This window comes from Gammaproteobacteria bacterium, from assembly GCA_028819075.1.
GTDB lineage: Bacteria > Gemmatimonadota > Gemmatimonadetes > Longimicrobiales > Gaopeijiaceae > BD2-11.
The window spans coordinates 1-24,474 of record JAPPMM010000049.1; the positions used below are offsets into that span (position 1 = coordinate 1).

The following is a 24,474-nucleotide window of genomic DNA, read 5'->3' on the forward strand; positions in this document are numbered from 1 at the left end:
ATCCGTACTCGCCCATTTCCGGGCGTCCACATACGGTAATCACCTGACACCCGGCTCCATGCGATGACTCGTCGTACGATGCTCGGGGTAATCGTGGCCGTTCATTGGGCCGCGTGCGTGCCGGAAGGCGATCACCGACCGATCCTCGAATCCCAGGCCCGCGACAGCGCCGGCATCACGATCGTCGAAAATGGGCGTCCTGCCCGGGACTCGCGCCTCGGCTGGAGGATCGGTGACGCACCGGTCGTTTCCATCGGGACCGACGAGGGCGATGAGGGCGAGATGCTGTTCATCGTCCTGGACGCCACCAAGCTCGCCGATGGCAGGATCGTGGTGGCGAACGCCGGCACCTCCGAGCTGCGTGTCTTTGGCGCGGACGGCGCGTATCTGGAGGCGTGGGGAGGGCAGGGCGATGGCCCTGGGGAATTCAGCGCGTACACGCCGGAGACAGTGAGCCGCTGGCCCGGCGACTCGATCGTCGCCGGCAACATGTTGGCCGCGCGGGTGGAGATCTTCGACTTGCAGGGCAACCCCGGCCGCACCGTCACCCTGGCCGATGGCTACCACTCGCTTCTGGGGGTCATGCCGGACGGCACGATGCTGGTGAAGCCAAGCACCGTATTGACCGGGGTGTTCGTTGCCGGGGCACCGCTCTTCAGACGCGATGAAGAGTTCGGTCTGCTCCTGCCCGACGGCTCGCTTCGCGTGTCGCTGGGAGCACTCCCGGGCGAGGAGTGGTTTTCGTCGCCCGCGGGTCCGATGGCGATGCCCCATCCCTTCGGGCGCTCCACCGCTGCGACCATCTGGGGCGATCTCGTGGTCGTTGCCCCGACCGACCGCTACGAACTCCGGGCCTACCGGAGCGACGGCACGCTGGTGAGGATCATCCGCCGCGACTACGAGCCCCGAAGCCCTACGCAGGCGGAACTGGACGCGGAACTGTCCGACCGCTACGCGGACCTGCCGGAAGAACGGCGAATGGGTCTGCTCGCCGAGACTGCGGACATGCCCCTCGTAGATTTTTTCCCCGCGTTCGACGCGCTGCGGTCCGATCCGCTGGGGAACCTCTGGGTCCGGGAGTACGGACTGCCCGGCCAGGACGGAAGCCTGTGGACGGTTTTCGATGCAGAGGGCCGCGTGCAGGGTCTGGTGGAGACGCCGCCCGGCCTCGACGTCTTCGAGATCGGCGAAGATTACTTCCTCGGGTCGACCGCGGACGAATTCGATGTGGAACGCGTACAGGTCTGGCCGCTTGACCGGGGCGGATAGCCGGACGCCTCAGGAACCCGCCCGCAGTTCCCCAATCGCGTTGCGCCGATACTCGAAGATGCGGTCCAGATCCGGGCGCACGATCAGCCGGTCCACCGGCGCGCCCCCCGGAACGGCGTAGCTCACGTTGTCGTCGAACCGGGTGCCGCCATCTCCACCACGAAGTCCGCTTCAGCCATGGACCCGCCCCTGGTTTGGATCCACCCTTTTGGTGCCGCCGTTCCGCTGGGCGATCCGAAACCGGGGGATCCAGGGTGCACGATGCCGTCTCGAAGGTGCTTTACTCGCTTCCCGACACCGTCCAGGCGCTTGTCCGCGCCCTCGCGCCGAGCCGAGCCGCGGAAACGAACTTCTCAAAGCTGCGCAGGCTCTCCGCCGAATACCCCGCCACGGAACGGCGTCAGCGCTACGGCGACATGGTGTGGACCTGCCGCCTGCACGACGGCGCCGCGGTGCTCATCGTCATCGAGTTCCAGTCGAAAATCGACCACGCCATGCCGCTGCGGCTCCTGCAGTACACCGCCGCCGCCTGGCTGGAGTGGGCCCGTGCCGCCGCCCCTGCGGCGGGGGAGAAGGTCCCACTGGTCATGCCCGTGCTGGTCTACGGCGGAAGGCGCCCCTGGACCCCGCCATCCAACCTGGTCGACCTCTTCCCGGCTGTCGGCGCTCGATGGCTTGCCGCGCAACCGCGCTACGAATACCTGTTGTTGGAGGAGCGGCGCGGGGGTACGACCGTGTCACCGGAGCACAATCTGGTCGGTGCGCTCCTGTCGGTGGCGAGGGCGCGCGACAGCGAGGCGATGGTCCGCGCGGTTTCGCGTCTGCGGCACTGGACCCACGAGCGGCGGGGCGGTGCGCTGGACCGCGCGGTGGCCGAGTGGCTGAAATCCGTGATCTCCGCGCTGGACGCCGGGCTGGAGGACGAACTGGCAGCGGCCAACACGACGAGCGAGGTGATGGAAGTGATCAAGCCGACTGGAAAATGGGCGGTACGCTGGTACGAGGACGGTCTCGACGACGGGCGTGCGCAAGGAATCGAGCGCGGCATCGAACAGCAGTTGCGTTTGCTGCGGCGGCTGGTGGCTCGCAAGTTCGGCGCGGAGGTGGCCCGGGAGATTGTCGGGAGCGTGGAGGCGCTTGCGGCCCCGGATGTCGTCGGCGTGGTTTTCGATGCAGCGATCGACTGCGACGGCACCGACGAGTTCCTTGCCCGCGTGTCCGGCGCGGGGGTGTCATGCGAGGCGGCTTCCTGAAGTGGACGAGGGTTGAAGCCGCTTTATCGAGGTGCCAGCCGCCGCGCTAAATCTACCCCTCCCCCGCCCCCAACTGCTGCAGCAGAAACGCCAGCTCCATGGCGGCGTTGTGCACGTTGCGGCTGAAGGTGCGCCCGCCGGCGTGGCCGGTACGCTCGTCGTAGTCGAGGATCACCGGGAGCCCCGAGCCGGTGGCCGCCTGTAGCCGGGCGGCCATCTTGCGGGCCTGCAGCGGGGGCACGCGCGTGTCCAGGTCGCCCTGGGTAAGCATGACCGCAGGGTAGTCCACCCCGTCACGCACGTTCTGGTAGGGCGAGAAGGTGCGGAGCACCTCGAATTCCTCGCGGACGGCGCCATTCCCGTACTCCAGCAGCGCCGGCATGTTGTTGGCTTCGGTGAACTGGTAGAAGCGCACCAGGTCGAGCTCGGGGAGGCCGGCGAACACGGCGCGGAAGAGATCCGGCCGCTTCGTCAGCGCGCTCCCGACCAGCAGTCCCCCGTTGCTCGCGCCCCGGATGGCCAACTTGTCCGGGTTGGTGTAGTCGTTGTCCACCAGCCACTCGGCAGCCGCGATGAAGTCGGCGAAGACGTTGGGCTTGTTCTCGAGCATGCCGTCGCGGTGCCACTCCTCGCCGAACTCGCCCCCTCCGCGCAGCGTCGCGATCGCGTATACGCCTCCCTGCTCCATCCACACAGCCGCGCGCGCGTCGAAGCGGGGCAGCAGGTTCACGTTGAAGCCCCCGTAGCCGTAGAGCAGGGTCGGGGTCGAGCCGTCGAGTTCGAGTCCCCGGCGATGCGCTACGTACATCGGCGCCTCGGTTCCGTCCGCCGAGGTGTACCACACCTGCTTCATCTCGTAGGCGCTGCCGTCGAACGGGACGGGGGAGGGCCGCCATTCCTCGGTTTCCATGGTCTCGAGGTCGAGCTGGAGCACGGTCTGGGGCGTGAGAAGCGAGGTGAGCGAGAGCAGGGCAGCGCCCTCGCCGTGCCCACGTAGCGTGGCAACATGGTGTTCGGGAATCGGGATCTCACCCCTCATGGTGCCGTCCGGCCCGTACCGCACGATGCGGCTGCTCACGTTGTGCAGGTAGTCGGCGAAGATGTCGTCGCCGATGAACTGGTAGCCGGTCAGCAGGTCCTCGGCCTCGGGGATGACCTCGCGCCACTGGCTGGGGTCGGGGGCTTCGGGCCGCACGGCCACCACCCGGTTCAGCGGCGCGTCCAGGTTGGTGAGCAGGTGGATCTCGCCGTCCACCCAGCGGGGCCGGAAGCGTCCCGGCGCTCCAACGATGAGCGGTACCGCGGCGGCCCCGGACCGAAGGTCATGCAGGTAGACGTCGGTGCGCGCCCAGCCGTGCTGCACCGTGTAGATCAGGTAGCGGCCTTCTTCCACCTCCGAGGCGTTGACGAAAGCGGTCGGCCCGATCCCCGCTCCGAACAGTTCAACATCCTCCGACATGTCGGTGCCCAGGATATGCCGGCGCACACGGGGGCCAGTCTGACGGGAGCGATGGGTGTAGTAGAAGCCGGTGCCGTCGGAGGTAAAGGCGATGCTGCCGTAGAGTGCCGTCGGCAGCCGGTCGGGAAGATCCTCGCCCGACTCGAGGTTGCGCACCCGAACTTCGATTTCGTCCGGGCCCCCGTCCCGGATCGAGTAGAGCATCAGGCGGCCATCGCGCGAGAAGTCCTGGATCCCGACGCTCGTGGTTCCGTCGGCGCGCAGGTCCAGCGGATCGACAACGACCTCGTAGTCAGCGGCGACGTCCAACGGGACATCATCCGGCTCGTCAGGCGCCGTCCGCCGGTAGATCGCCCCCACCTCCCGCCCAGGCTTGCGGTAGGCGAAGTACTCGTAGTCTCCGTGACGCTGGGGATACACCACGCCGGGAACATCCATCAACTCCCGCAGGCGCGCCTCCAGCCCGGCACGCAACGCCGACTCCCCCACGATCTGCTCCGCGTACGCGTTCTGCTCGGCGATCCAGGTCCGCGTCTCGGGACTGTCCTGGTCCTCCAGCCAGCGGTAAGGATCGCTGAAGACGACGCCGTGCAGGGTGTCCACGACGGGGTCCTGCACCGTCTCCGGTGGCGGCGGATAGGGGCTTCCGCACGCAACTGCCAGCATCGCCGGCAGAATGCTCCACAGGCAGTGCCGTCGTTGACTGTGCGTGGGATCGATCGGGAAGCGGGGGACCCGACCGGCGCCGGATTCACGATGTCCAGATGCAGCCATCGGGGTTCCTCCAGTTGATATGGGTTGCCCATATCATCTCATATGGGTAGTATGTAATCATGAAGACCACGCTCGACATCCAGGACGAACTGTTCGCGCGCGCCAAGCGCCATGCACGCAAGATCGGTCGGCCTCTGCGCGCGGTGGTCGAGGAAGGCCTCCGCCGGGTGCTGGACGCATCGGGACCGCCTCCGCGTTACGAGCTTCCGGATCTGAGCGTCGGCCGCGCGGGTGCTCGCGACCCGCTTGAAGACTACTCCTGGAAGGACCTGCGCGACATCATCTACGACGACCGGGAGCACCGGTGACGAACGACGACCTCCGGCGCAACCGTTGATCGCCGTAGACACCAACGTGCTGGTCTACGCGCACCGCCGCGAATCCCGGGTGCACTCGGCCGCTCGGGAGATCATGCGAAGGCTGGCGGAGGGGCGCCACCCATGGGCCATTCCCTGGCCATGCTGCTTCGAGTTCCTGAGCGTGGTCACCAACCGCCGGATCTGGAAGGATGGGGCCAGCTCATCGGAGCAGGCGTGGCAGCAGCTGGAAGCCTGGGCCGCATCGCCGTCGAATCGTCTGATCGGAGAGACCGACGACTTTCCGCATACGCTGGCACGGTTCATCCAGCGCCCGCGCATGCACGGGGGTGTGGTGCACGACGCGCGGGTTGCCGCGATCTGCGTCGCGCACGGGGTCGAAGTGCTCTTGTCTCGCGACCGGGACCTGATGCTCTTCCCGGAGTTGCGGATCCGGGATCCGTTCCGGAAGAACGAGGCGTTGCTGGCCTGAGCCCTTGGCTCCCTCAACGCCTCCCGCGCTTCCTCTTCTTCTTCCCCCGCCCCTTCGCTTTCCGCGCCTCCTGCGCCATCTGCTGCTTCCTGATCTTCGCCCACGAATCGCGCAGGCCGACGGTGCGGTTGAAGACCAGCCGATCCGGCCGCGAGTCCTCCTCGTCGCTGATGAAGTAGCCCACCCGCTCGAACTGGTAGCGGGTGCCGGGAGGATCGTCGGCGATGCTGGGCTCGACGCGCGCGTCCGCGTGCACCACAAGCGAGTCGGGATTCAGCTGCGCGAGGAAGTCGCCGCGGTCGGGGTCGCGCGTGCGGAAGAGCCGGTCGTAGAGGCGCACCTCACACGGCCGCCCGTGCTCCGCCGACACCCAGTGGATGGTGCCGCGCACCTTGCGGCCGTCGGGGGCCGAGCCGCCCCGGGTCGCCGGGTCGTAGGTGCAGCGCAGTTCCGCCACCTCGCCCGCCTCGTCCTTCACCACCTCCTCGCAACGGATGAAGTAGCCGTAGCGCAGGCGCACCTCGCGCCCGGGGGCCAGCCGGAAGAAGCGGCGCGGCGGGTCTTCCATGAAGTCGTGGCGCTCGATGTAGAGCTCGCGCGTGAAGGGCACCGGACGGGTCCCTTCCAGCGGCACGTCGTGGGGGTAGAGCGGCGCGTCCAGCCAGTCGGTTTCGACTTCCGGGAAGTTGGTGATGACCACCTTGAGCGGCCGCTGCACGCACATGACGCGGGGCACGCGCATGTTCAGATCGTCCCGAATGGCGTATTCGAGCTTGGCCGCGTCCACCCGGTTGTCGGCCTTGGCGACGCCCACCAGGCCGCAGAAGTTGCGGATGGCGGCCGGCGTTACCCCCCTCCGCCGCAGCCCGGAGAGGGTGGGCATGCGCGGGTCGTCCCATCCGCTCACGTGCCCGTCCTGCACCAGGCGCAGCAGCTTGCGCTTGGAGACGATGGTGTATTCCAGGTTCAGCCGCGCGAACTCGTACTGCCGGGGCACGGGTTCGGGCGCCTCCACTTCCTCCAGCAGCCAGTCGTAGATCGCCCGGTTGTTCACGAACTCGAGCGTGCACAGCGAGTGGGTGATGCCTTCGATGGAGTCGGAGAGGCAGTGCGCGAAGTCGTACATGGGGTAGATGCACCACTCCGATCCGGTGCGGTAGTGGTGCGCGCGGCGGATCCGGAAGAGCACCGGATCCCGCATGATCATGTTGGGCGATGCCATGTCGATGCGGGCACGCAGCACGTGCGCTCCGTCCTCGAATTCGCCGGCGCGCATGCGCCTGAAGAGGTCGAGGCTCTCCTCCACGGGACGATCCCGCCAGGGGCTGGGGCGCCCGGGCTCGGTCACGGTGCCCCGGTGGGCGCGGATCTCCTCCTCGCTCAGGCTGTCGACGTACGCCGATCCCTTCTCGATGAGGTGGACGCCGTAGTCGTAGAGCTGCTCGAAGTAGTCGGAGGCGTGGCGCAGCCCGCTCCACTCGAAGCCCAGCCAGCGGATGTCGCGCTTGATGGCCTCGACGTAGCTGGCTTCCTCGGTCTCGGGGTTGGTGTCGTCGAAGCGCAGGTTGCACGTGCCCCCGTTCTCGGCGGCAACCCCGAAATCGAGGCAGATGGCCTTGGCGTGGCCGATGTGCAGCAGCCCGTTGGGTTCGGGCGGGAAGCGGGTGGCGACCCGCCCTCCGTGCTTCCCGCTGGCCAGGTCCGCAGCCACGATCTCGCGCACGAAGTCGCGTCCCGGCGCCCGCCCGTCGCTTCCCCCTCCCTTGTCCCCGCTCATGTATCCCCAGCTCCCGGGCGATTCGCCAGCACGTCCAGCACGTAGTCGATGTCGGCCTCGGTGTGGTCGGCGTTGATCTGGGCGCGAATCTCCTCGTCTCCGCGCGGCACCACGGGAAAGGCCAGACCGGTTGCCAGGATACCATGGTCGCGCAGGTGGCGCACGAGTTCATGCGTGCGGGCGGTATCGCGGATCATCAGGGGAACCACCGGATGCTCCCCCTTCAGCACTTCGATCCCGAGCCGTACCAGGCCATCCTCGAAGCGCCGGGTGAGCGCGCGCAGGCGCTCGAGCAGCTTCCGTCCCTCCTCGCTGTCGAGAATCTCCAGCGCCTTCAGCGCGGCTCTCGCCTCCCCGGGCGTGATCGGGTTCGAGTAGATGTAGAACGGGGCGCTCTCGCGCAGATAGCGGACCAGCGCCGAACTGGTCGCGACGTAGCCCCCGTTGACCCCGAGCGCCTTCCCAAGGGTGGCAACCAGGATGTCCACGAGAGGGGCGCCGGTGTATTCCTCCGTGCCCCGTCCGGTGGCTCCGATGGCGCCCACTCCGTGGGAGTCGTCGAGCACCACCACCACGTTCTCGGGAAAGTTGCGGTCGTGGCGCTGGGCGATCTCCATGATCTCGTCCACGGGCGCGTGCACGCCGCGCATGCTGAAGATGCCGTCGGTCACCACGACGGCGCGGCGGGCCTTGCCGGCGGCCTGCGTGAGGGCCCGGTCCAGCGCGCGCATGTCGAGGTGCGGGTACACCACCTTTGACAGGGGGCGTGCCAGGCGCACCGCGTTGATGATGGAGTTGTGGTTCAGCTCGTCGGAGATGAGCGCGGTTCCTGCGTCGATGAGCGGGACCAGGCAGCCCACCACCGCCGCGTAGGCGGAGGAGAAGAGCATGGCTTCCTCGCGCCCGTGGAAGCGCGCCAGCCGGCGCTCCAGTTCCACGTGCGCCGCATAGGTGCCGCTGATGAAGCGCACCGCCCCCGGACCCGCCCCCGACGCCCGCGCCTCGGCCTCCTCCGCCGCGATGACGTCGGGATGCAGGCCCATCCCCAGATAGGAGTTGGAGTTGAGGCGAATGAAGGGGCGCTCGCCCTCGCCCTCCAGCCTGACCCTGGGACCACGCTCCCCGCGTGGCATCTCCACGGCCGTGACCACGGCTTCCGCGCCCTTGGCGGTGCCTTTCCGTTCGAGTTCGCGGACGTGGCCGTCCAGCACGTCGGTCAGGCGGTCAAGGGGCATGGGGTCTCCGGAGTTGTCGGGGCGGTCAGGTGGTGACCGGGTATGCAGAGGCTGCGGAGTCCGGATCCCGCAGCCGCGCGAACATGTCCGCGGTCATTGCGGCAAGATCGTACTCCGGCCTCCATCCCCACTCCTCGCGCGCCGCGGAATCGTCGAGACGCCGGGGCCAGGAGTCGGCGATGGATTGCCGTAGCGGGTCCACCCGGTAGGCCATGCGGAAGTGCTGCAGATGGCGCGTGATCTCCGCAGCGAGCATCGGGGGAGTGAACTGCATGGCGGTGATGTTGTAGGCGTTGCGGTGCGCAAGCCGGCGCGGGTCCGCCTCCATCAGCTCGATCACGGCGCGGACGGCGTCCGGCATGTACATCATGTCCAGCTGCGTATCGGGCCGCAGGGGACAGGTATAGGCGCCCCGCGCACCCGCCTCCCGGAAGGCGTCCACGGCGTAGTCGGTGGTGCCGCCGCCGGGCTCGGCCACATGCGAGATGAGGCCCGGAAAGCGCACGCCGCGGGTATCGACGCCGAAGCGCAGGTGATAGAAGTCGCAGATCATCTCCCCCGCGGCCTTGGTGATGCCGTACATGGTGACGGGCCGCTGGGCCGCTTCCTGCGGCACTCGCTCGAGTGGAATGGAGGGGCCGAAGCTCGCGATGGAGCTCGGGAAGAAAACGGCCGACCCCTGCGCGCGCGCCGCCTCCAGTACGTTGACCAGACCGCCCAGATTCACCCGGTACGCCAGCCGGGGGCGCTGCTCCCCGGTCACCGACAGGAGCGCCGCGAGATGGAGCACCGTGTCCGGGCGGAAGCGTCGCAGCGTCGCCAGCACAGCCTCGCCGTCCGTGCAGTCGAGGGGTGCGAAGGGACCGCCCAGCGTCGCCGCCGCCTCCTGGCGCAGGTCCGTTGCCAGCACGTTCTCCTGCCCGTAAAGGGCGCGCAGCGCCACAACCAGTTCGGTGCCCACCTGGCCGCCGGCCCCGATCACCAGAGTCCGTTTCATGCGGAGATGCGCTCGCGGGTCGTCCCGGTTCGGGTGGTCACGTTCGCTTTCGAGTCGGTCGGCTGGGCCTCAACTCGATCCTGCTGGGCAGGGCGCGCCCGGGATAGGCCAGCAGGTCCACCACGGCCCGTGCCACGTCGCGCGGATCCAGTTTCCAGTCGTGCGAGGCGGACTGGCCGCGGAACCCGGTGTTGACGCTGCCGGGCATGATGAGGCTCACGCGGATGTCCTGGTGGCGCAGGTCGAGCATCATCGCTTCGGTCATGCCGAGGAGGCCGAACTTGCTGGCGTTGTACCCCGTTCCACCGGCGAAGGCGTGCCGGCCCGCGAGCGAGCCGATGTTGATGATCCAGCCGCCGCCGCCCGCGGTCAGATGCGGAACCGCCGCCCTGGAGCAGTAGAAGACGCCGCCCAGGTTGGTGTCGATCTGTTCGCGCCAGTGCTCGACGGAGAGTTCGTCGATGGGGGCGAAGCGGCCCCAGCCGGCGTTGTTCACCAGGACGTCCAGCCGTCCGAAGCGCTCCGCGGTGGAATCGATCAGGCGCCGGCACTCCTCCGGATGCCGCACGTCGCACGCGATTCCGGCCGCGCGTCCGCTACCCAGCGCCGCCAGCTCGTCTGCCACCCGGCGGACATCGCCGTCCGTCCGGGCGCTGACGACGACGTCGGCGTCGCGGCGCGCGAGCGCGCTCGCGATCTCAAGCCCGATGCCCCGCGTGCTTCCCGTCACAACGCACGCCGTGCCGGCGAGATTCCCGGTTCCGCTCATTTCGTGTGCCACCTTCCGCTCATCTTCGTTTGCCGCCCTCCGCGGGCTCCGGTAGCTTCTCCGGGCTTACTCACGGCATGGCTCGCAGGCGCGATCAGATTCGAAGGTGGCCGCGCGCGGCCCGCCGGAAAGAGGGGGTCCGACACCCGTGATCCAACACCCTTCCACAAGCGACGATCCCTGCGCGTGACGGACCGCCCGCGCACCCGAAACGAGGCGCCGCCACCGGGCGGCCGGGTGGCTCTGGTCACGGGTGGGGCGGTGCGCGTCGGGCGTGCCATCACCCTGGCCCTGGCGGACGCGGGCTTCGACGTGGTCGTGGGGTACCACGGCTCGACGGACGCGGCGCGGGAGGTGGTCGCGGAGGTGGAGGGCAGGGGACGCCGCGCGCACTCCGTGCGGGCCGACCTCGCCACGAGCACCGGCGCGAGGGCGCTGGCCGAGGCCGCGACAACCGTCTGGGGGCGTCTCGATCTGCTCGTCAACAATGCCTCCACCTTCCTGGCTACGCCGTTCGAGGAGGTCGGCGAGGAGGAATGGGACCAGGTGATGGCGGTCAACCTGAAGGCGCCCTTCCTGCTCATCCAGGCCACCGCGGCGGCACTCGCCGCCAGCCGGGGCAGCGTGGTCAACATCGTCGACCTGTCGGCGCTCAGGCCGTGGGCGCGCTATCCCCACCACTCGGTCTCCAAGGCCGCGCTCGCCCACCTCACCCGGGTGGCCGCGCGGTCGCTGGCGCCCCGGGTGCGGGTCAACGCGGTCGCGCCCGGCTCGGTGCTCCCCGAAGAAGACGCCACCCCGGAGGCCGTGCGGGCGGCCGCCGCGCGCATTCCGCTGGGCGGCTGGGGATCGCCCGACGACGTGGCGCGCGCGGTGCTTTTTCTCGACCGGTCGCCCTTCATGACCGGCGAGGTGATCGTGGTGGACGGGGGCGCGCACGGCGCCACCTGACGGCTCCCGGAGCATTCGGTCCCGGGAGCACCGGCTCTCATGCCGCCGCCAGTCGCGGGCACGGCTCTCTTTACGAGGCGCCGTTCTCCGCCGGGCCCCCGTGCGCCAGCCAGCGCTCGGCGTCCAGCGCGGCCATGCAGCCCGTCCCTGCGGCGCTCACCGCCTGGCGGTAGTAGTCGTCCATCACGTCCCCGGCGGCGAACACGCCGGGCAGGGAAGTGTCCGTCCGCCACGGGGTGGGCAGCTCGATGTAGCCGTTCGCCTTGAGTTCAACCTGGCCGTTCAGAAACCCCGTGTTGGGGATGTGACCGATGGCGACGAACATCCCCCCCGCCTCGAGCGTGCTCTCCTCCCCCGTGACCGTGTCCTTCAGCCGCAGCCCGGTGATCACCTCGCCGCCCAGCACCTCGGTCACCACCTTGTTCCACAGAAACTCGATCTTGTCGTTGTCGAAGGCGCGCTGCTGCATGATCGCCGAGGCGCGCAGCTCGTCGCGCCGATGAATCACGATCACCCGGCCCGCGAACTTCGCCATGTAGGTGGCGTCCTCGATGGCGCTGTCGCCGCCGCCCACCACGGCCACGACCTGGCCGCGGAAGTACGGAAGCGCCCCGTCGCACACGGCGCACGCCGACACGCCGCCGCCGCTCTGGGCCAGACGCTCTTCTCCGGGTACGCTCAGCCAGCGGGCGTTGGCCCCCGTGGCCACGATCACGGAATCGGCGAGAATCTCCGGGCCGCGTCCGGTCACGAGGCGCTTCGGCTGCCCCTCGAGCTCCACCTCGACCACATCATCCGTGATCACGCGCGTGTCGAAGCGCAGCGCCTGCGCGCGGAAGGCATCCATCATCTCGGGGCCGGTCACGCCCTCCGGGAAGCCGGGGTAGTTCTCGACGTCGGTCGTGAACATGAGTTGTCCGCCGGGGATCATGGTGCGGCTGCCGGCCCCCTCCACGACGAGGGGCGAAAGCGCGGCCCGCGCCGCGTAGATGGCCGCCGTCCATGCCGCCGGGCCCGACCCGATGATCACGACCCGTTCGTGCTGTGCTGTCATCTTCATCCCCTTTTCTGTATTCGAAAACCGAAAACCCGCAGGAGGGTGTCGGCTACTTGTCCTTGAAGATCTTGAGGTTGGTCGAGTGCCCGGGGTTCACGCGCGCGTTCGGGTCCACCCGGCGAATCGCGTTGTTCACGGCAATTGCCGCTTCGGCAAAGCCGGTGGCGATGAGGTCGAGCTTGCCCGGGTAGCTGACCAGGTCTCCGGCCGCATAGATGCCCGGCCAGCTCGTCTCCATCAACTGGCCGACCACAATGCGTTTCTTGTCCACTTCGAGTCCCCAGCTCTTGATCGGCCCCAGGTCCGGCTTGAAGCCAAGGAACGTCAACACCGCATCCACCGCGAACGACTCCTCCGCATCGCTCCGGTTGTCGAAGATGGTGCAGCCTTCCACTCTGCCGTTGCCTCGGATCTCCTTCACCTCCCAGAATATCCTCAGTTCCAGCTCGCCCGACTTCGCCGCTGCCTCGAGCCGGGCCACCGATGTCTCGTGCGCCCGGAAGACGGCCCGCCGGTGTACGACGACCAGCCGCTCGACGATGTCCTTCAGGATCAGTGCCCAGTCCAGCGCGGAGTCTCCTCCTCCCACGAGCACGACCCGCTTGCCCCGGTAGACCTCGGGATCGCGCACCGAGTAGTCGACCCCGTGGCCCAGGAGTTCCTCGTAACCGGGGCACCTGAGCACCATGGGTTCGAAGGCGCCCTTGCCGCCGGCGATCAGCACCGTGCGGGTGCGGTACTCCGATGACGCGCCCTCGAGCACGAAGACGCCGTCCTGTTCGCGAAGCCCGCGCACCTCCTCGTCCAGCACCACGTCTGCGCCGAACTGAAGGCCCTGATCCACCAGCTCCCGGGCCAGGTCCTTGGCGAGGACCTTCGGAAAGCCGCCCACGTCGAAGATGTATTTCTCGGGATACAGGGCCGTGAGCTGTCCCCCCAGCTCGGGAAGCGAGTCGACGATGCGGCAGGACATGCCGCGCATCCCGGCGTAGAAGGCCCCGAACAGGCCGGTGGGACCGCCGCCGATGATGGTCAGATCGACGATGTCCTTCATGGTCAGAAGATCGAAAGGCGCACGTAGCGCCCCGGGTTCTCACGGAAGTCCTCGAGCAGCAGGGTCAGCTGCGTGAGCACCGACTGCGTCTGAACGGCCACCGTGGAGTCGGCCAGGAGATGGGCCAGGGTGCCCTCCCCGGTCTCCAGTTCGCGCCCGATGCGCTCGAAGCGGACCAGCGTGGAATCCGCGTATTCGAGCGTGGTGGAGAGCCCGGTCGTGGTCTCGCGCAGATCGGTGGCCAGGCGCCGGAATTCGGCGGCGGTCACGCGGGTGTCGCCCACGATGGAATCCACGACCCCGCCCGAGAGCAGCCGCTCCACCTCGCCGAGCGTGCGGGTCGCCAGCGCCGCCGCCGCCTCGACCTCGCGGGTGGAGGTGCGAACGTTGTCGACCAGTTCTTCAACCGCCCCGATCTGGGCATCGGCAAGCTCCGCCACCTGTTCGCTGACCCTGCCCACGTTCTCGATCACCAGCCTGAGGTTTTCAGCCGTTTCCTGGGTGAAGGCGACCTCCACCCGGTCGGTGATGGTGGCCAGGTTGTCGGCGATCTGGTCGGCCGTGGCCGTGAGCCGGGAAAGGTCGGGGATGCTGAAACCGGCCAGAACGCCGGGATCCGAAGGCTCGAAGAAATCCAGGCGCGGGTTGGCGGAGCGCGACACGATCTCCGCGCCCCAGTCGCCGAACATCGATTCGGGCGCGATGAGCACGGCCGCGTCGGCGGGCAGTTGGACGTCGGCATTGATGGCGAGGCCAACCCGCACCGCGGTTCCGTCCGGTTCGACGGCGATGCCGTTCACGCGTCCGATCGTCACCCCGCGCAGCTTCACCGAGGCGCCGTCCGGCAGCTGCCCCACGCCGCTGAAAAGCGCCTCGACCGTGGTCGTGCCCCGGGTCAGGCGATACCCGCGAAGCCAGAAGCTCCCCGCCACCGCGACCACGACGCTCAGAAGAATCACGACCCCGACCCACACTTCGTTGCGTCTCATGCTATCGTCTCCATCAGTTCCGGAGCCCCTTCGATGAACGACCTGACCACAGGGTCCGCGGAGATCCGGATCTCACCGGGCGCGCCATGGGCCCGCACCCGCCCGTCGTGCAGGAATGCCATGGAGTCGGCCACCTCGTAGGCGGTCCCGAGATCGTGCGTGACCACCAGGCCGGTGGCCCCGATCTCCTCCCGCAACCTGAGGATGAGTCGGCCGATCACCGTCGTCGTCACCGGGTCGAGCCCGGTGGTGGGCTCGTCGTAGAGGAGATACCTGGGACGGGTCGCGATCGCGCGCGCGATCCCCGCCCGCTTGCGCTGTCCCCCGGAGATCTCCGCCGGATAACGGTCTCCCAATCCTCGCAGGTCCACAAGCTCCAGGCACTCGGCGGCCCTCCGGCGGATGTCCCGGCGGCTCAGGCCGGGAATCCGGCGCAGCCCCATCTCCACGTTGTGAGCGAGCGTCATGGAGTCGAACAGCGCCGCGAACTGGAATACGTAGCCGACCCTGCGCCGCAGTGCGTACAGCGCCTCCTGATCCAGCTCGGCGACCTCCCGGCCGTCGACGCTCACGCTTCCCTGGTCGGCGGCGAGCAGTCCCACGATATGCTTCAGCACGACCGACTTTCCTGCCCCGGAGGCACCGATCAGCGCTACCGTGGACCCCCTGGGCACGTCCAGGTCGAAGCCCTTCAGCACGACCTTCTCGCCGAAGGCCTTGTGCACGCCGCGCAGACGGATCACAGCAGTACGGCGGCCCAGAAGGCGTCGAACACCAGGATCACCATGCTGCTTGCGACCACGGCCGAAGTGGCGGCGCGGCCCACTCCGGCGGCCCCTCCCCGGGTGCGGAAGCCGAAGAAGCATCCCAGCGACGTCACCGTCAAACCGAACGAGAACGACTTGATCACCGAAAAGACCACGTCGAAGGGCACGAAGAAGGTCTCAAGCCCGCGCACGAACTCGGGGGTGGACATCTCCAGAAGCTGGATGGCGGTCAGCCAGCCGGCCACGATGCCCAGCGACGACGCCAGCAGGGTAACCGCCGGAAACATCACCGCGCCCGCGAGCACCCGGGGGAGCACCAGGTACGCCGCCGGATCGTAGGCCATGGTTTCCAGCGCGTCGATCTGCTCGGTCACCCGCATGGTCCCCAGCTCGGCGGCGATGCTCGCGCCAACCCGCCCCGCCAGCGCCAGCCCGGTCAGCACCGGTCCCAACTCGATGATCATCGTCTTGCCTACCAGGCTGCCCACCAGGTACACGGGCACCGCCCCGGTGAAGGTGTAGGAAGCCTGCAGAGCCAGCACGATGCCGGTGAAGGCGGCGATGAAGAGCGCTATGGGCACCGAGGCGACGCCGATGCGCATCATCTGTTCGAAGACCAGCCCTCCCCAGATGCGGACCGCGCGCAGACCGCGGATGGTGTCCTGCATGAGGACGCCCCATTCGCCAACCGTCGCCGCGAACCGCAAGGCTGCGCGGCCGGTGGCGCCGACGAAGTCCAGCGTCTTGCCCGCCATATGGGTGAAGATAGAGGAAATCGGGGTGCAGGTGTCACCTGTGGGTACTCCCGTCGCCCCCGGAAATGTCCCGGTTGAAGTGCCGTCTACGGGGGCGGCGGGAGTCCGTTTTCCAGCGTGAAGACGACCTCGTCGTCCCGGGTTGCCGGGTGCCCGGAACGCAGGGGACACGCGACCTGGACACGGGTCACCGCGGTCTGGGCGGCGCTAACCGATACCTCGAAGTCGATTCCCTGCTCGGGCGAGGTGATGCGGGTGCGAACCCGCTTCCCCGGAGAGGCCTCGCGAACACAGGCCGGATTGCGGAAGAGGGTCTTGGTGGACTGCCTTCCCGACGCCAGCGAACGGGTCACGGTGATGCGCCTGAGCGAGTCGGGTTGATAGCTGATCAGGTAGCGGAAGCCCCGCTGATCGCGTCCCCGACCCTTCCGATTGTGCCTCGGCAAGCCACCTCCGATCCCTTGACCCCCTGAAACGGCCCGCTTAACATCCCGGCGACCCACCAGGGATGCAAGCCCCGCCACAGCGTCCCGACACGTCCCGCCCCACTCCCGCCCACACCCCGCTCCACGCCATCCCGCCCGCGCCGCCGTGTTCACGGCCCGCGCGCTCCGCCTTTCCATCGGAGTTCCCCTTGGACATCGCCGAACTCAAGAGCAAGAAGGTCAGCGAGCTTCATGAGCTGGCCAACGAACTGCGCATCCCGAACTACTCCGGGCTGCGCAAGCAGGATCTGATCTTTCGCATCGAGCACAAGCTGCTCGACAGCGACGTCGTGCTGCGCGGAGAAGGCGTGCTCGAAATCCTCCCCGAGGGCTACGGATTCCTGCGCTCACAGAGCTGGAACTACCTCTACGGCCCCGATGACATCTACGTGAGTCCTTCGCAGATCAAGCGATTCGATCTGCGCACCGGCGACACCATCCTGGGCCAGGTGCGCCCTCCGAAGGAGGGCGAGCGCTATCTGGCGCTGCTCAAGGTGGAGAACGTCAACTTCGAGCCGCCCGACAAGGCCCGGCATCGGATGACGTTCGACAACCTGCGCCCGCGCTATCCGGACGAGCGCCTGCGGCTGGAGTGCTCGAGGCGCGACATGTCCACGCGCGTGGTGGATCTCGTCGCGCCCATCGGCAAGGGGCAGCGCGGGCTCATCACCTCCCCGCCCAAGGCGGGGAAGACCATGCTGCTGCAGAAAGTGGCCAACTCCATCAGCGAGAATCACCCCGAGGTGCACCTGATCGTGCTGCTCATCGATGAGCGGCCGGAGGAAGTCACCGACATGGAGGAGAACGTCGACGCCGAGGTGATCGCCTCAACCTTCGACGAGTCGGCGGACCGCCACACGCAAGTCGCGGAAATGGTGCTTGAGAAGGCCAAGCGGCTGGCCGAGCAGGGCAGGGATGTCGTGATCCTGCTGGACTCGATCACGCGCCTGGCGCGCGCCTACAACGTCACCGTGCCGCACTCGGGGAAGATCCTGTCGGGAGGCGTAGACTCCAACGCGCTGCACAAGCCGAAGAGATTCTTCGGAGCCGCGCGCAACATCGAGGGCGGAGGGTCGTTCACCATCATCGCCACCGCCCTGATCGAGACCGGAAGCCGCATGGACGAGGTGATCTTCGAGGAGTTCAAGGGCACCGGCAACATGGAGCTGGTGCTCGACCGCAACATCGCCGACAAGCGCGTCTTCCCGGCCATCGACATCAACCGTTCCGGCACCCGCAAGGAAGAGCTGCTGCTGACCGAGACCGAGCGCAACCGGGTGTACCTGCTGCGCAACTTCCTCTCCGACATGCCGGTTTCCGAGGCCATCCAGTTCCTGATCGAACGGATGAACCGGACGGAGACCAACCGGGAGTTCATGGACTCGATGCAGGCGGGGTAGTTCGGCGCGGAAGGCGGCCCGACCCTACGGTTGCGAGCAGGAGGGGAAGACGACGGGGCGGCCGAAGCTGGTCCACTCGCCGCACGGCCTGCCCGAGCGCCAGGCGCCCCGCTCGGCCAGCGCGCCGCGCGTCCAGTACGACTCGTAGGGCCCGTCGAGTTCGCCGTCGGCGTAGTTCTCGCGCACCGATAGCAGCCCGGACTTGAAGTACATCTCCGCGGGCCCGTGTAGAACGCCGTTCTGCCAGGTCTCCCGGCCTGAGAGCCGGCCGGTCTGGTGGAACCACTCGTGCACGCCGGTCCAGCGGCCGTCGGCCAGGGTGCCGCGTTCGCGCACGATGTCCGGCGTCCACATGCGCACCACCGGGCCGCTGTAGGGCTCGAGGGTGCCCGGTTCGAGGTAGACGCCCGCGCGCTCGATGAGGCGGTCGAGGCTCATCGCTTCCTGCGCCGCAGCCGGGCTGGCGCCGGCCGTGGAGGTGACGACCGCCGCGGTGACGGCGAGGAAGCCGAGCGGCTTCATCGCATTCCGGCGGGGTCGGTTACGGTCACCGATACGTAGCCGTTGCTCCAGCAGCACTGGTCGCCCCCCGAGCTGTCGTTGGCGCCGAAGTTGTCCACACGGGCGCGCAGCAGGTATTCGCCCGGCGCGGTGAAGGTCGCCTGGGTGCTGGCTTCTCCGGTGCCGGGAACCGTGATCTGCCCGGGCTCGAAGATCACTTCGTCGGCCGGCCCCTGGTGCTTGAACCAGGTGACCCGCACCTCGACGTCAGTGTTGGCGAGGTCGTCCGGGGCCCGTTCGGACACCTCGGACACCCACAGTGTGAGCGACATGGGTTCGCCCACGGTGGCGGTGCGTGGTTCCGAATGCGCGCCCTGGATGTGCTGGCCGACTTCTCCGTCCTCGCCGAAACGGACGAGGGGGGGTATCGACCCCATCGCCCGCGGGCCGTAGTCGAGCTGGAGCGCATCGATCCCCACCCGGGCGGGCGTAGAGTAGGTGACACCGTTGCTCGTGATGGTCCACACTACCCGCCGGCTGGTGTCCGCGTAGCTCTCGGGCACGGTCACCGAGAAGACCCCCCGGTCGCGCCGCGGCCGCACCGGGAAGTGAGTGGGCTGGTCTCCGTCGAACTCGGCCGGCTCGATGAAGTTCTCGGTGCCGAGCGGGATGTCGAGGATCTCCTCGGTGTTCAGGTTGAAAAAGCCCCAGGAGAAGGTGAAGGTCCCGTCGTCATTCCGGTACCAGCCCTCGAAGAAGGGCGCCACCGGCTCACCGGTCGGAGGGATGGGCGCCAGCGGCAGCCGCTGGACCTGCTGCGCACCGAGGGGAGCCGCCAGGGCGACAACAAGCGCCACGGCAGGCAGGGCGGCTATTCCAAATCTGAGTTGCAGGCTCTTCATGTCTCCCTCTGGGAATCGACTGAACACGGTTGGCCGGGATGCGCCGTCAGCCACAATGGGGAAGGAGCCCCCCACTTCCGCGGTGAGCTCCTTCGCTCCAACTGTCGGCCGGGCCCGGCGACCCCATGGATGAGGTCGCGGATTCGGCTGGCTTTCGTCAACGCGAGCCGCTGCTGCCGTCGCTCACCACCCGGGCCTTGGCCTCCCGCTCCTCGACGAGGCGCTCGTAGCCCTCGTCCGTGAGATGGGTCACGGCGAGCCAGGCGTGCGACATCTCGTCGGTGGTCCTTGCTCCGCGCGCGTACCAGATCTCCGGATCCGGGTTGAGCGGGTTGTCCGCGGTGTTGTCGTACCAGCCCGTCATCACCAGCACGGTGCCCTCGGGGAGGAGGGGAGCCGAATCGTCGCCGTAGATGTAGCTGTGGTGCCAGCGCGCGTTGAAGTCGGTCACCATGCTGATCAGTTCTTCCCGCCCGTCAGGATAGATCGCCCGGATCGACATGGCGTGCAGGTGCACGTGTCCGTGGGGCTGGAAGCTGTCGAGGCGAACCGGATGGTCCCATCTCTTGAAGCCCTGGGTCATGGCCGTGCCGCCCGGAGCGAGGGCGATGTCGCCCTGCAGCGGATACAGCCGCAGATCCTGCTCGAACTCGGGCGTATAGCCCTCTTCGTGGAACCAGATGCCGAGTTCTACCTGGTCGTCCGGCACCTCGTAGCCCATCGGGTAGTAGTGGGCGTCCCACTCGATCTGGTCGTCCGCCTTCAGGAGGCGGCCGGCGTCGATCGGAACGATCTCGCCGACCTTGCCCATGGCGTATTCGGACAGGCTGGCGATGCGCCGGAATTCACCTTCTTCGTTGAGCCTGAGGAGCCGCGGAATGGCGTGGTGGACAACCTCACGGCCGCCGGGGAAGGAGGGACGCGTCTCGAAGGCGCGCACCCAGCGGTCGTCGCCCAGCCCGGTCGGCACGCGCGGCCGCCACCAGGTGTCGCCGCCCTCGGCCGGAACCGTGAAGGGCGTCGACTTGATGACGTGGTCGGGCGGGCCGAGGATGTGCTCCAGCTGCCACATCTGCCTGTCGGGCCAATCCATCGGAGGCGGCATGTCCGCCGGGTCGCCCTCCGGCGAGCCCGCGTCCACCCAGGCGACGATGGTCTCGATGTCCTCCTGCCCCAGGCGCCAGTCGTCCTTGATGTCCTGGATGCCCACGCCCACGTCGAGGTGGTAGGGCGGCATGAGGCGGCGCGACACTTGTTCGCGGATGCGGCGGGCGTAGCGGCGCACATCCCGGTAGGTCACGAACGACATCGGCGCCACCGACGATTCGCGATGGCAGATCTGGCAGTTCTCCTGCACGATGGGAGCGATGTCGCGCGTGAAGGTGATCTCCGGTTCGTCTCCGTTGGTCGACTGCGCCGCCAGGGCGCCGGAAACCAGCAGGGCGGCGCACAGCAAGGCGGGGGGCAGCGCGCGGCCGGAATACCGGGAGATGGTCATTTCGTCCTCCTGTCGGGCATCGTAACGCAGGGCCGCTCCGGGGAATGCGGCCGGCATGCAACTCTATTCGTCCAGTACGCTCTCGTACCTCGGATTCACGACGAACTGCCGATCCTGAAAGATCTTCCTGTCCCACGGAAATATTACGGTGGAACCGGTCTCCAGCGCAAAGTAGTCGGGCTTGTAGCCCCGCGGCCGCACGAAGCAGGTCGCGGTGCGGACTTCGGCGGGCCCGACGTCGCGTACGGCCGCGAGCCCCAGCCGCAGGGTCTCCCCGGAAGTGGTGATCTCGTCCACGAGCAGCACCCGGCGGCCGGCGGCGACGCGGGGAGCCGCGTCGAGCACCTCGGGGCGCTCCCGGATCGAGTTGTCGTCTCCCCGGCGCGAGATTTTCATCGAGTGGAAGTCGAGACGCAGCATGGACGCGACGATGGCGCCCGGAATGACGCCCGCGCGAGCGATGCCGACGACCAGGTCGGGCCTGTGTTCGCGCGCCACCTTGAGCGCGAGCGCCCGGCACAGTTCCCCGAACATCTCCCAGGACACGTCGAGGTAGTCTCCGGTCGGGTCCGGGAAGCGGGGCTGGTTGTATCTGGATGGCATGTCGGCCTGACGTGACTGAATCGGGGATGAGATGCGGACCGGATGCGCCGGACCTGCATCCCGGCGAGGTTCCGGGCAGAGGAAGTTAGGAACAGTCGGCGGGCCACGCCACCGAGCGACCAGGTGTCGCGCTCCCGGCTGACAGCCGGCAATATCAGCACGGGGAGGGGCACGCAGCGGCCGGCCGGAACCAGGAGCACATGACCAGCACCCACCAGACCGAAGACCCGCAGGCCCTGGCCGACGAGCGCCTGGAAGCCGCGCTCGAGAAAGCGGGCGCGCGCGACCCGCGAGGCGTTTGCAGGGAGCGCCTGCGGGAACTGAAGGGCGTCGATGCGGCCGCCTTCGAGCAGGCGCTCGGCCACTATCGTGACCGGCTGATCCCGTCGATCGCCGCGGGCGAGGAACCGATTACCGCCTGGGTCGAGTACGGCCGCACGATAGCGCGGCTCACCTTCGAGGGAAGAACCGTCGCCATCGACCGGACGGGGCTGGCGCGCGAATACGCGACTCCGGCCGATCCGGAGGCGCTGGTACTGCACCTGCCGAAGGGAGGGAGGGGACGCGCGCTGCTCGTTGCCCAACCGCGCGATCCGTCGCCCGCGCAGCAGGCGACTCGCGACCTGCTGGTTGACGGACGTTTCACCTTGAGGGAAGGTTAGGCTGCCAGGGCATCCAGGAGAGCCGGGAATGGACGAGCAACGAATCTACACGCCGCGCAACGTGGCCTGGAGCCCCCGCCCGGGGTGGGCCACCGTGCGTCTTGTGGGCACCTGCGCGGACCGCTCGCTCAGGCGCGGTCGGGTGGTGATGCACTCGCCGAGCGACGACTACCACTCGATCCCCGGGCACGACCAGGGGCTCGAGGCCGAACGAATCGTCATCGTGCTCGCGGAGGCCACTCACCTGATCGAGGACGACCTGCACCTGGTGCCCGAAGGCGCGGTGGTGGCGGTGGGCGAACCTCTGCCCTGAGACCTTCCTACGCCGCGCCCGGCAGCCCCTTCCGGAACGCTTCCGACAGCCGCTTCGCCACGGGCCCCACCCTTCCGTCGCCGACCGGCTGCCCGTCGATCTCCACGATGGGATGGACCTCCGTGGTCGTGCCCGTCAGGAACGCCTCGCTCGCGGATGCAAGTTCCTCCACCGCGAGGGGGCGCAACTCGACTGCGACTCCCAGTCCGGCCGCCAGCTCGAGCACGTACTCGCGGGTGATGCCGTGCAGGATCTGGTGGGTGGCCGGGTGGGTCACCAGCGCACCGCCTGTCACCGCGAAGAAGTTGCTGTGGGCCCCCTCGATGGCGACCCCGTCGCGCACCAGGATGACGTCGTCCACCCCGGCGTCCACGGCGGCCTGCATGGCCAGAACGTTGGGCAGCAGCGCGATGCTCTTGATGTCGACCCGGGCCCAGCGCCGGTCAGGGGCGGTGATGGCCCGGTAGCCTCGCTCCCAGGTTTCGCTGGAAGGCCGCTGGTGCGGGCGTGCATACGCGTACACGGTGGGCTCCACGGCGTGCGGCGGAAAGTAGTGAGTGCGGGGAGCCGTGCCCCGCGTCACCTGCATGTAGACGTAGGCGAAGTCGGCGTCGGCCAGGCCGTTCAGCTCCAGCAGCCGCTGCTTGACGGCGGGCAGCCGGCCCGTGTCGTAGTCGATGCGCAGCGCCGCCAGGCCACGGGTCATGCGCGCGAGGTGGCGGTCCCCGCGAAAGAAGCGTCCCCCGTACGCAGGGGTGACCTCGTAGATGCCGTCGGACAACAGAAAGCCGCGGTCGTCCGCGCCTATGCGGGCTTCGGCCCTCGGCAGGTACTCGCCGTTCAGATAGACCGTGTCCACGTCACGACCCGTCGTTCTTGCCCAGCCGCTCGAACTCCTCGAGAAGCTGCGCCTCCTGTATGGGCGCGACGGGAGCGGAGGAGGAGGCGTCGGAATCGTCGGCTTCGGCGTCTTCCGCGGATGCGGCCTCGGCGGACGCGCCCCCGGCGGTGAGCTGCCGGGGAGGCTCGGGCGCGCCTCCCGGAAGCAATCCCATCTTCGCCTTCAGGGCCAGCAGGCGGTCGTCCACTGCGGTGTCCTCGCTGCCGGATTCCAGCCTCAGGAATTCATCTTCGAGCGAATCCCCGGTCAGCGCCTCGGTGACTTCCGCCTGAGCGAGGCTGCGGCGTTCCTCTTCCTCGATCTTGGCCGCCATGCGGTTGAACGCTTCGAACGCCGACTGGTCCGAGAGCCCGGACATGGTGGCGTGGATGCGCTTCTGCGCCTGAGCCCGCTTCTGCTTCGCGATCAGGAGGTTCCGCTTGCGCTTGGCCTCCTCGATCTTGTCGTTCAGGGTCCGGAGCGATCCCTTGAGTTTCTCGGTCTCCTCCTTCTGCGCACGCCAGGTCTGCTCCAGCGCCCCTGCGCGCTGGGTGTGTTCCTGCTGCCGGCTCAGAGCCTGCATGGCGAGGTCGTCACGGCCCTCCCTCACGGCCAGCTCCGCCCGCTTCTGCCACGCCTGGGCCTGCTTGACCTCGGCATCGAGCTGAGCTCCGAGCTTGCGCTCGTCCGCGATCGCTCCCGCGACATCGCGCTTCGCCTTGGCGAGCTGGTCCCGCATGTCGAGGATGATCTGGTTGAGCATCTTCTCCGGGTTTTCCGCCTTCGCGATCAGGTCGTTGATGTTCGACTTGATGAGCGTCGACAGCTTCTGGAAGATTCCCATGAGTTCAGCCCTCCATCGCCTGCGGTGCGCTGCTCGCCTGCGCAAGCTCGCGAATCCTGCCCATGTGACTCGACGCCGCGAGCTGAAGGCTCTCGATCGAGGCCTGCAGTTCGGTGAAGTCCAGGTTCTCCAGTTCGAGGGTGTCGGTGAGGATCAGCTCCCCCTCCTCGATTCCGTAGGCGCCGTGCACGATGTCGGTCGCGTTGAGTTCCAGCAGTGTGCGGTACAGCCCGGTGAGCTCGTCCTCCGGCTCCGCCGGAAGATCCATCATCTTGAGGCGCAGCACCAGCACGGGATCCGAGTGGTGGACCACCACGCCCGCGCCGCCATTGTCGCCGTGTGCGAGGAACATGCCCTCGTCGACCTCTTGATAGTCCAGATCCATGCGGATCAGGAAGCCTTCGACATCCTCTCGACTTACCATGACTTCACTCCGTCTCCGGGGTGGGGGGCAGGTGGCTCTGCCCGCTCCTGGTGTCAGCCTGCTCGCC

At 68.1% G+C, this 24,474-nt stretch carries 26 protein-coding genes; 8 read left to right on the plus strand and 18 right to left on the minus strand.

What is annotated here, in order from left to right; translation table 11 throughout:
* Positions 1 to 63: 63 nt before the first annotated feature.
* Positions 64 to 1,269 (plus strand): 6-bladed beta-propeller, encoded by a 1,206-nt coding sequence (locus tag OXU32_13105; GenBank protein MDE0074889.1) that lies wholly within the window; start codon positions 64 to 66, stop codon positions 1,267 to 1,269.
* Between the two features lie 254 nt (positions 1,270 to 1,523).
* Positions 1,524 to 2,522 (plus strand): Rpn family recombination-promoting nuclease/putative transposase, encoded by a 999-nt coding sequence (locus tag OXU32_13110; GenBank protein MDE0074890.1) that lies wholly within the window; start codon positions 1,524 to 1,526, stop codon positions 2,520 to 2,522.
* Positions 2,523 to 2,574: 52 nt separating this feature from the next.
* On the opposite strand, the gene OXU32_13115 is transcribed toward OXU32_13110, so the two are convergent.
* Entirely contained in the window at positions 2,575 to 4,647 is a 2,073-nt protein-coding gene (locus tag OXU32_13115; GenBank protein MDE0074891.1) for a prolyl oligopeptidase family serine peptidase, read from the minus strand.
* Positions 4,648 to 4,814: 167 nt separating this feature from the next.
* Between OXU32_13115 and OXU32_13120 the strand changes: the two genes are divergently transcribed.
* Entirely contained in the window at positions 4,815 to 5,063 is a 249-nt protein-coding gene (locus OXU32_13120) for a DUF2191 domain-containing protein (GenBank protein ID MDE0074892.1), read from the plus strand.
* Between the two features lie 25 nt (positions 5,064 to 5,088).
* Positions 5,089 to 5,544 carry a PIN domain-containing protein gene (locus OXU32_13125; GenBank protein ID MDE0074893.1) on the plus strand — a complete coding sequence of 152 codons (456 nt, stop codon included), beginning with the start codon at positions 5,089 to 5,091 and terminating at the stop codon, positions 5,542 to 5,544.
* Between the two features lie 13 nt (positions 5,545 to 5,557).
* On the opposite strand, the gene OXU32_13130 is transcribed toward OXU32_13125, so the two are convergent.
* Genes OXU32_13130 through OXU32_13145 form a run of 4 tightly spaced genes read right to left on the minus strand, consistent with a single transcriptional unit; the run spans position 5,558 to position 10,322 of the window.
* Positions 5,558 to 7,321 (minus strand): glutamine--tRNA ligase/YqeY domain fusion protein, encoded by a 1,764-nt coding sequence (locus tag OXU32_13130; protein MDE0074894.1) that lies wholly within the window; start codon positions 7,319 to 7,321, stop codon positions 5,558 to 5,560.
* The gene (locus OXU32_13135) at positions 7,318 to 8,556 is read right to left on the minus strand and encodes an aminotransferase class I/II-fold pyridoxal phosphate-dependent enzyme (protein ID MDE0074895.1); all 1,239 of its coding nucleotides are present in this window, start codon (positions 8,554 to 8,556) and stop codon (positions 7,318 to 7,320) included. The genes OXU32_13130 and OXU32_13135 overlap by 4 nt, the downstream gene beginning before the upstream one ends.
* A gap of 25 nt (positions 8,557 to 8,581) precedes the next feature.
* Positions 8,582 to 9,553, minus strand: coding sequence for an NAD-dependent epimerase/dehydratase family protein (locus tag OXU32_13140; protein MDE0074896.1), 972 nt, complete (start codon positions 9,551 to 9,553; stop codon positions 8,582 to 8,584).
* A 37-nt stretch (positions 9,554 to 9,590) separates the two neighbouring features.
* Positions 9,591 to 10,322: an SDR family oxidoreductase gene (locus OXU32_13145; protein MDE0074897.1), complete on the minus strand. Its 732-nt coding sequence runs from the start codon at positions 10,320 to 10,322 to the stop codon at positions 9,591 to 9,593.
* A gap of 186 nt (positions 10,323 to 10,508) precedes the next feature.
* On the opposite strand from OXU32_13145, the gene OXU32_13150 reads away from it, so the two are divergent.
* Positions 10,509 to 11,273 carry an SDR family oxidoreductase gene (locus OXU32_13150; GenBank protein ID MDE0074898.1) on the plus strand — a complete coding sequence of 255 codons (765 nt, stop codon included), beginning with the start codon at positions 10,509 to 10,511 and terminating at the stop codon, positions 11,271 to 11,273.
* Between the two features lie 70 nt (positions 11,274 to 11,343).
* On the opposite strand, the gene trxB is transcribed toward OXU32_13150, so the two are convergent.
* The 6 genes from trxB to OXU32_13180 all read right to left on the minus strand — a co-directional run bounded on the left by trxB (position 11,344) and on the right by OXU32_13180 (position 16,341).
* Positions 11,344 to 12,327: a thioredoxin-disulfide reductase gene (gene trxB, locus OXU32_13155; protein MDE0074899.1), complete on the minus strand. Its 984-nt coding sequence runs from the start codon at positions 12,325 to 12,327 to the stop codon at positions 11,344 to 11,346.
* A 52-nt stretch (positions 12,328 to 12,379) separates the two neighbouring features.
* Positions 12,380 to 13,384, minus strand: a complete 1,005-nt coding sequence (locus tag OXU32_13160) for an NAD(P)/FAD-dependent oxidoreductase (GenBank protein ID MDE0074900.1) — start codon at positions 13,382 to 13,384, stop codon at positions 12,380 to 12,382.
* 2 nt (positions 13,385 to 13,386) lie between these two features.
* Complete coding sequence (locus tag OXU32_13165; GenBank protein ID MDE0074901.1) at positions 13,387 to 14,373, minus strand: MlaD family protein; 987 nt, start codon at positions 14,371 to 14,373, stop codon at positions 13,387 to 13,389.
* Complete coding sequence (locus OXU32_13170; protein MDE0074902.1) at positions 14,370 to 15,116, minus strand: ATP-binding cassette domain-containing protein; 747 nt, start codon at positions 15,114 to 15,116, stop codon at positions 14,370 to 14,372. Before OXU32_13170 ends, OXU32_13165 begins: the two co-directional genes overlap by 4 nt.
* Positions 15,113 to 15,895 (minus strand): ABC transporter permease, encoded by a 783-nt coding sequence (locus tag OXU32_13175; GenBank protein MDE0074903.1) that lies wholly within the window; start codon positions 15,893 to 15,895, stop codon positions 15,113 to 15,115. Before OXU32_13175 ends, OXU32_13170 begins: the two co-directional genes overlap by 4 nt.
* A gap of 86 nt (positions 15,896 to 15,981) precedes the next feature.
* A complete protein-coding gene (locus OXU32_13180; protein MDE0074904.1) occupies positions 15,982 to 16,341 on the minus strand; it encodes a hypothetical protein in 360 nt (119 codons plus the stop codon).
* A gap of 188 nt (positions 16,342 to 16,529) precedes the next feature.
* Between OXU32_13180 and rho the strand changes: the two genes are divergently transcribed.
* The gene (gene rho / locus OXU32_13185) at positions 16,530 to 17,780 is read left to right on the plus strand and encodes a transcription termination factor Rho (GenBank protein ID MDE0074905.1); all 1,251 of its coding nucleotides are present in this window, start codon (positions 16,530 to 16,532) and stop codon (positions 17,778 to 17,780) included.
* Positions 17,781 to 17,804: 24 nt separating this feature from the next.
* Here rho and OXU32_13190 read toward each other — a convergent pair whose 3' ends face one another.
* From OXU32_13190 to OXU32_13205, 4 genes are all read right to left on the minus strand, one after another.
* Positions 17,805 to 18,302 carry a hypothetical protein gene (locus OXU32_13190; protein ID MDE0074906.1) on the minus strand — a complete coding sequence of 166 codons (498 nt, stop codon included), beginning with the start codon at positions 18,300 to 18,302 and terminating at the stop codon, positions 17,805 to 17,807.
* Positions 18,299 to 19,183, minus strand: coding sequence for a hypothetical protein (locus OXU32_13195; protein MDE0074907.1), 885 nt, complete (start codon positions 19,181 to 19,183; stop codon positions 18,299 to 18,301). The genes OXU32_13190 and OXU32_13195 overlap by 4 nt, the downstream gene beginning before the upstream one ends.
* A gap of 157 nt (positions 19,184 to 19,340) precedes the next feature.
* On the minus strand, positions 19,341 to 20,681 hold the full coding sequence (locus tag OXU32_13200) for a hypothetical protein (GenBank protein MDE0074908.1): 1,341 nt from the start codon (positions 20,679 to 20,681) through the stop codon (positions 19,341 to 19,343).
* Positions 20,682 to 20,744: 63 nt separating this feature from the next.
* Positions 20,745 to 21,284 carry a phosphoribosyltransferase family protein gene (locus OXU32_13205; GenBank protein MDE0074909.1) on the minus strand — a complete coding sequence of 180 codons (540 nt, stop codon included), beginning with the start codon at positions 21,282 to 21,284 and terminating at the stop codon, positions 20,745 to 20,747.
* Between the two features lie 200 nt (positions 21,285 to 21,484).
* Between OXU32_13205 and OXU32_13210 the strand changes: the two genes are divergently transcribed.
* Both OXU32_13210 and OXU32_13215 read left to right on the plus strand, forming a co-directional pair.
* Complete coding sequence (locus OXU32_13210; GenBank protein MDE0074910.1) at positions 21,485 to 21,946, plus strand: hypothetical protein; 462 nt, start codon at positions 21,485 to 21,487, stop codon at positions 21,944 to 21,946.
* A gap of 28 nt (positions 21,947 to 21,974) precedes the next feature.
* Positions 21,975 to 22,259, plus strand: coding sequence for a hypothetical protein (locus OXU32_13215; GenBank protein MDE0074911.1), 285 nt, complete (start codon positions 21,975 to 21,977; stop codon positions 22,257 to 22,259).
* Positions 22,260 to 22,266: 7 nt separating this feature from the next.
* Here OXU32_13215 and OXU32_13220 read toward each other — a convergent pair whose 3' ends face one another.
* Genes OXU32_13220 through OXU32_13230 form a run of 3 tightly spaced genes read right to left on the minus strand, consistent with a single transcriptional unit; the run spans position 22,267 to position 24,407 of the window.
* Positions 22,267 to 23,118, minus strand: a complete 852-nt coding sequence (locus tag OXU32_13220; GenBank protein ID MDE0074912.1) for a D-amino acid aminotransferase — start codon at positions 23,116 to 23,118, stop codon at positions 22,267 to 22,269.
* 1 nt (position 23,119) lies between these two features.
* Positions 23,120 to 23,983 (minus strand): PspA/IM30 family protein, encoded by an 864-nt coding sequence (locus tag OXU32_13225; GenBank protein MDE0074913.1) that lies wholly within the window; start codon positions 23,981 to 23,983, stop codon positions 23,120 to 23,122.
* A gap of 4 nt (positions 23,984 to 23,987) precedes the next feature.
* Positions 23,988 to 24,407 (minus strand): YbjN domain-containing protein, encoded by a 420-nt coding sequence (locus OXU32_13230; GenBank protein MDE0074914.1) that lies wholly within the window; start codon positions 24,405 to 24,407, stop codon positions 23,988 to 23,990.
* Positions 24,408 to 24,474: the final 67 nt, after the last annotated feature.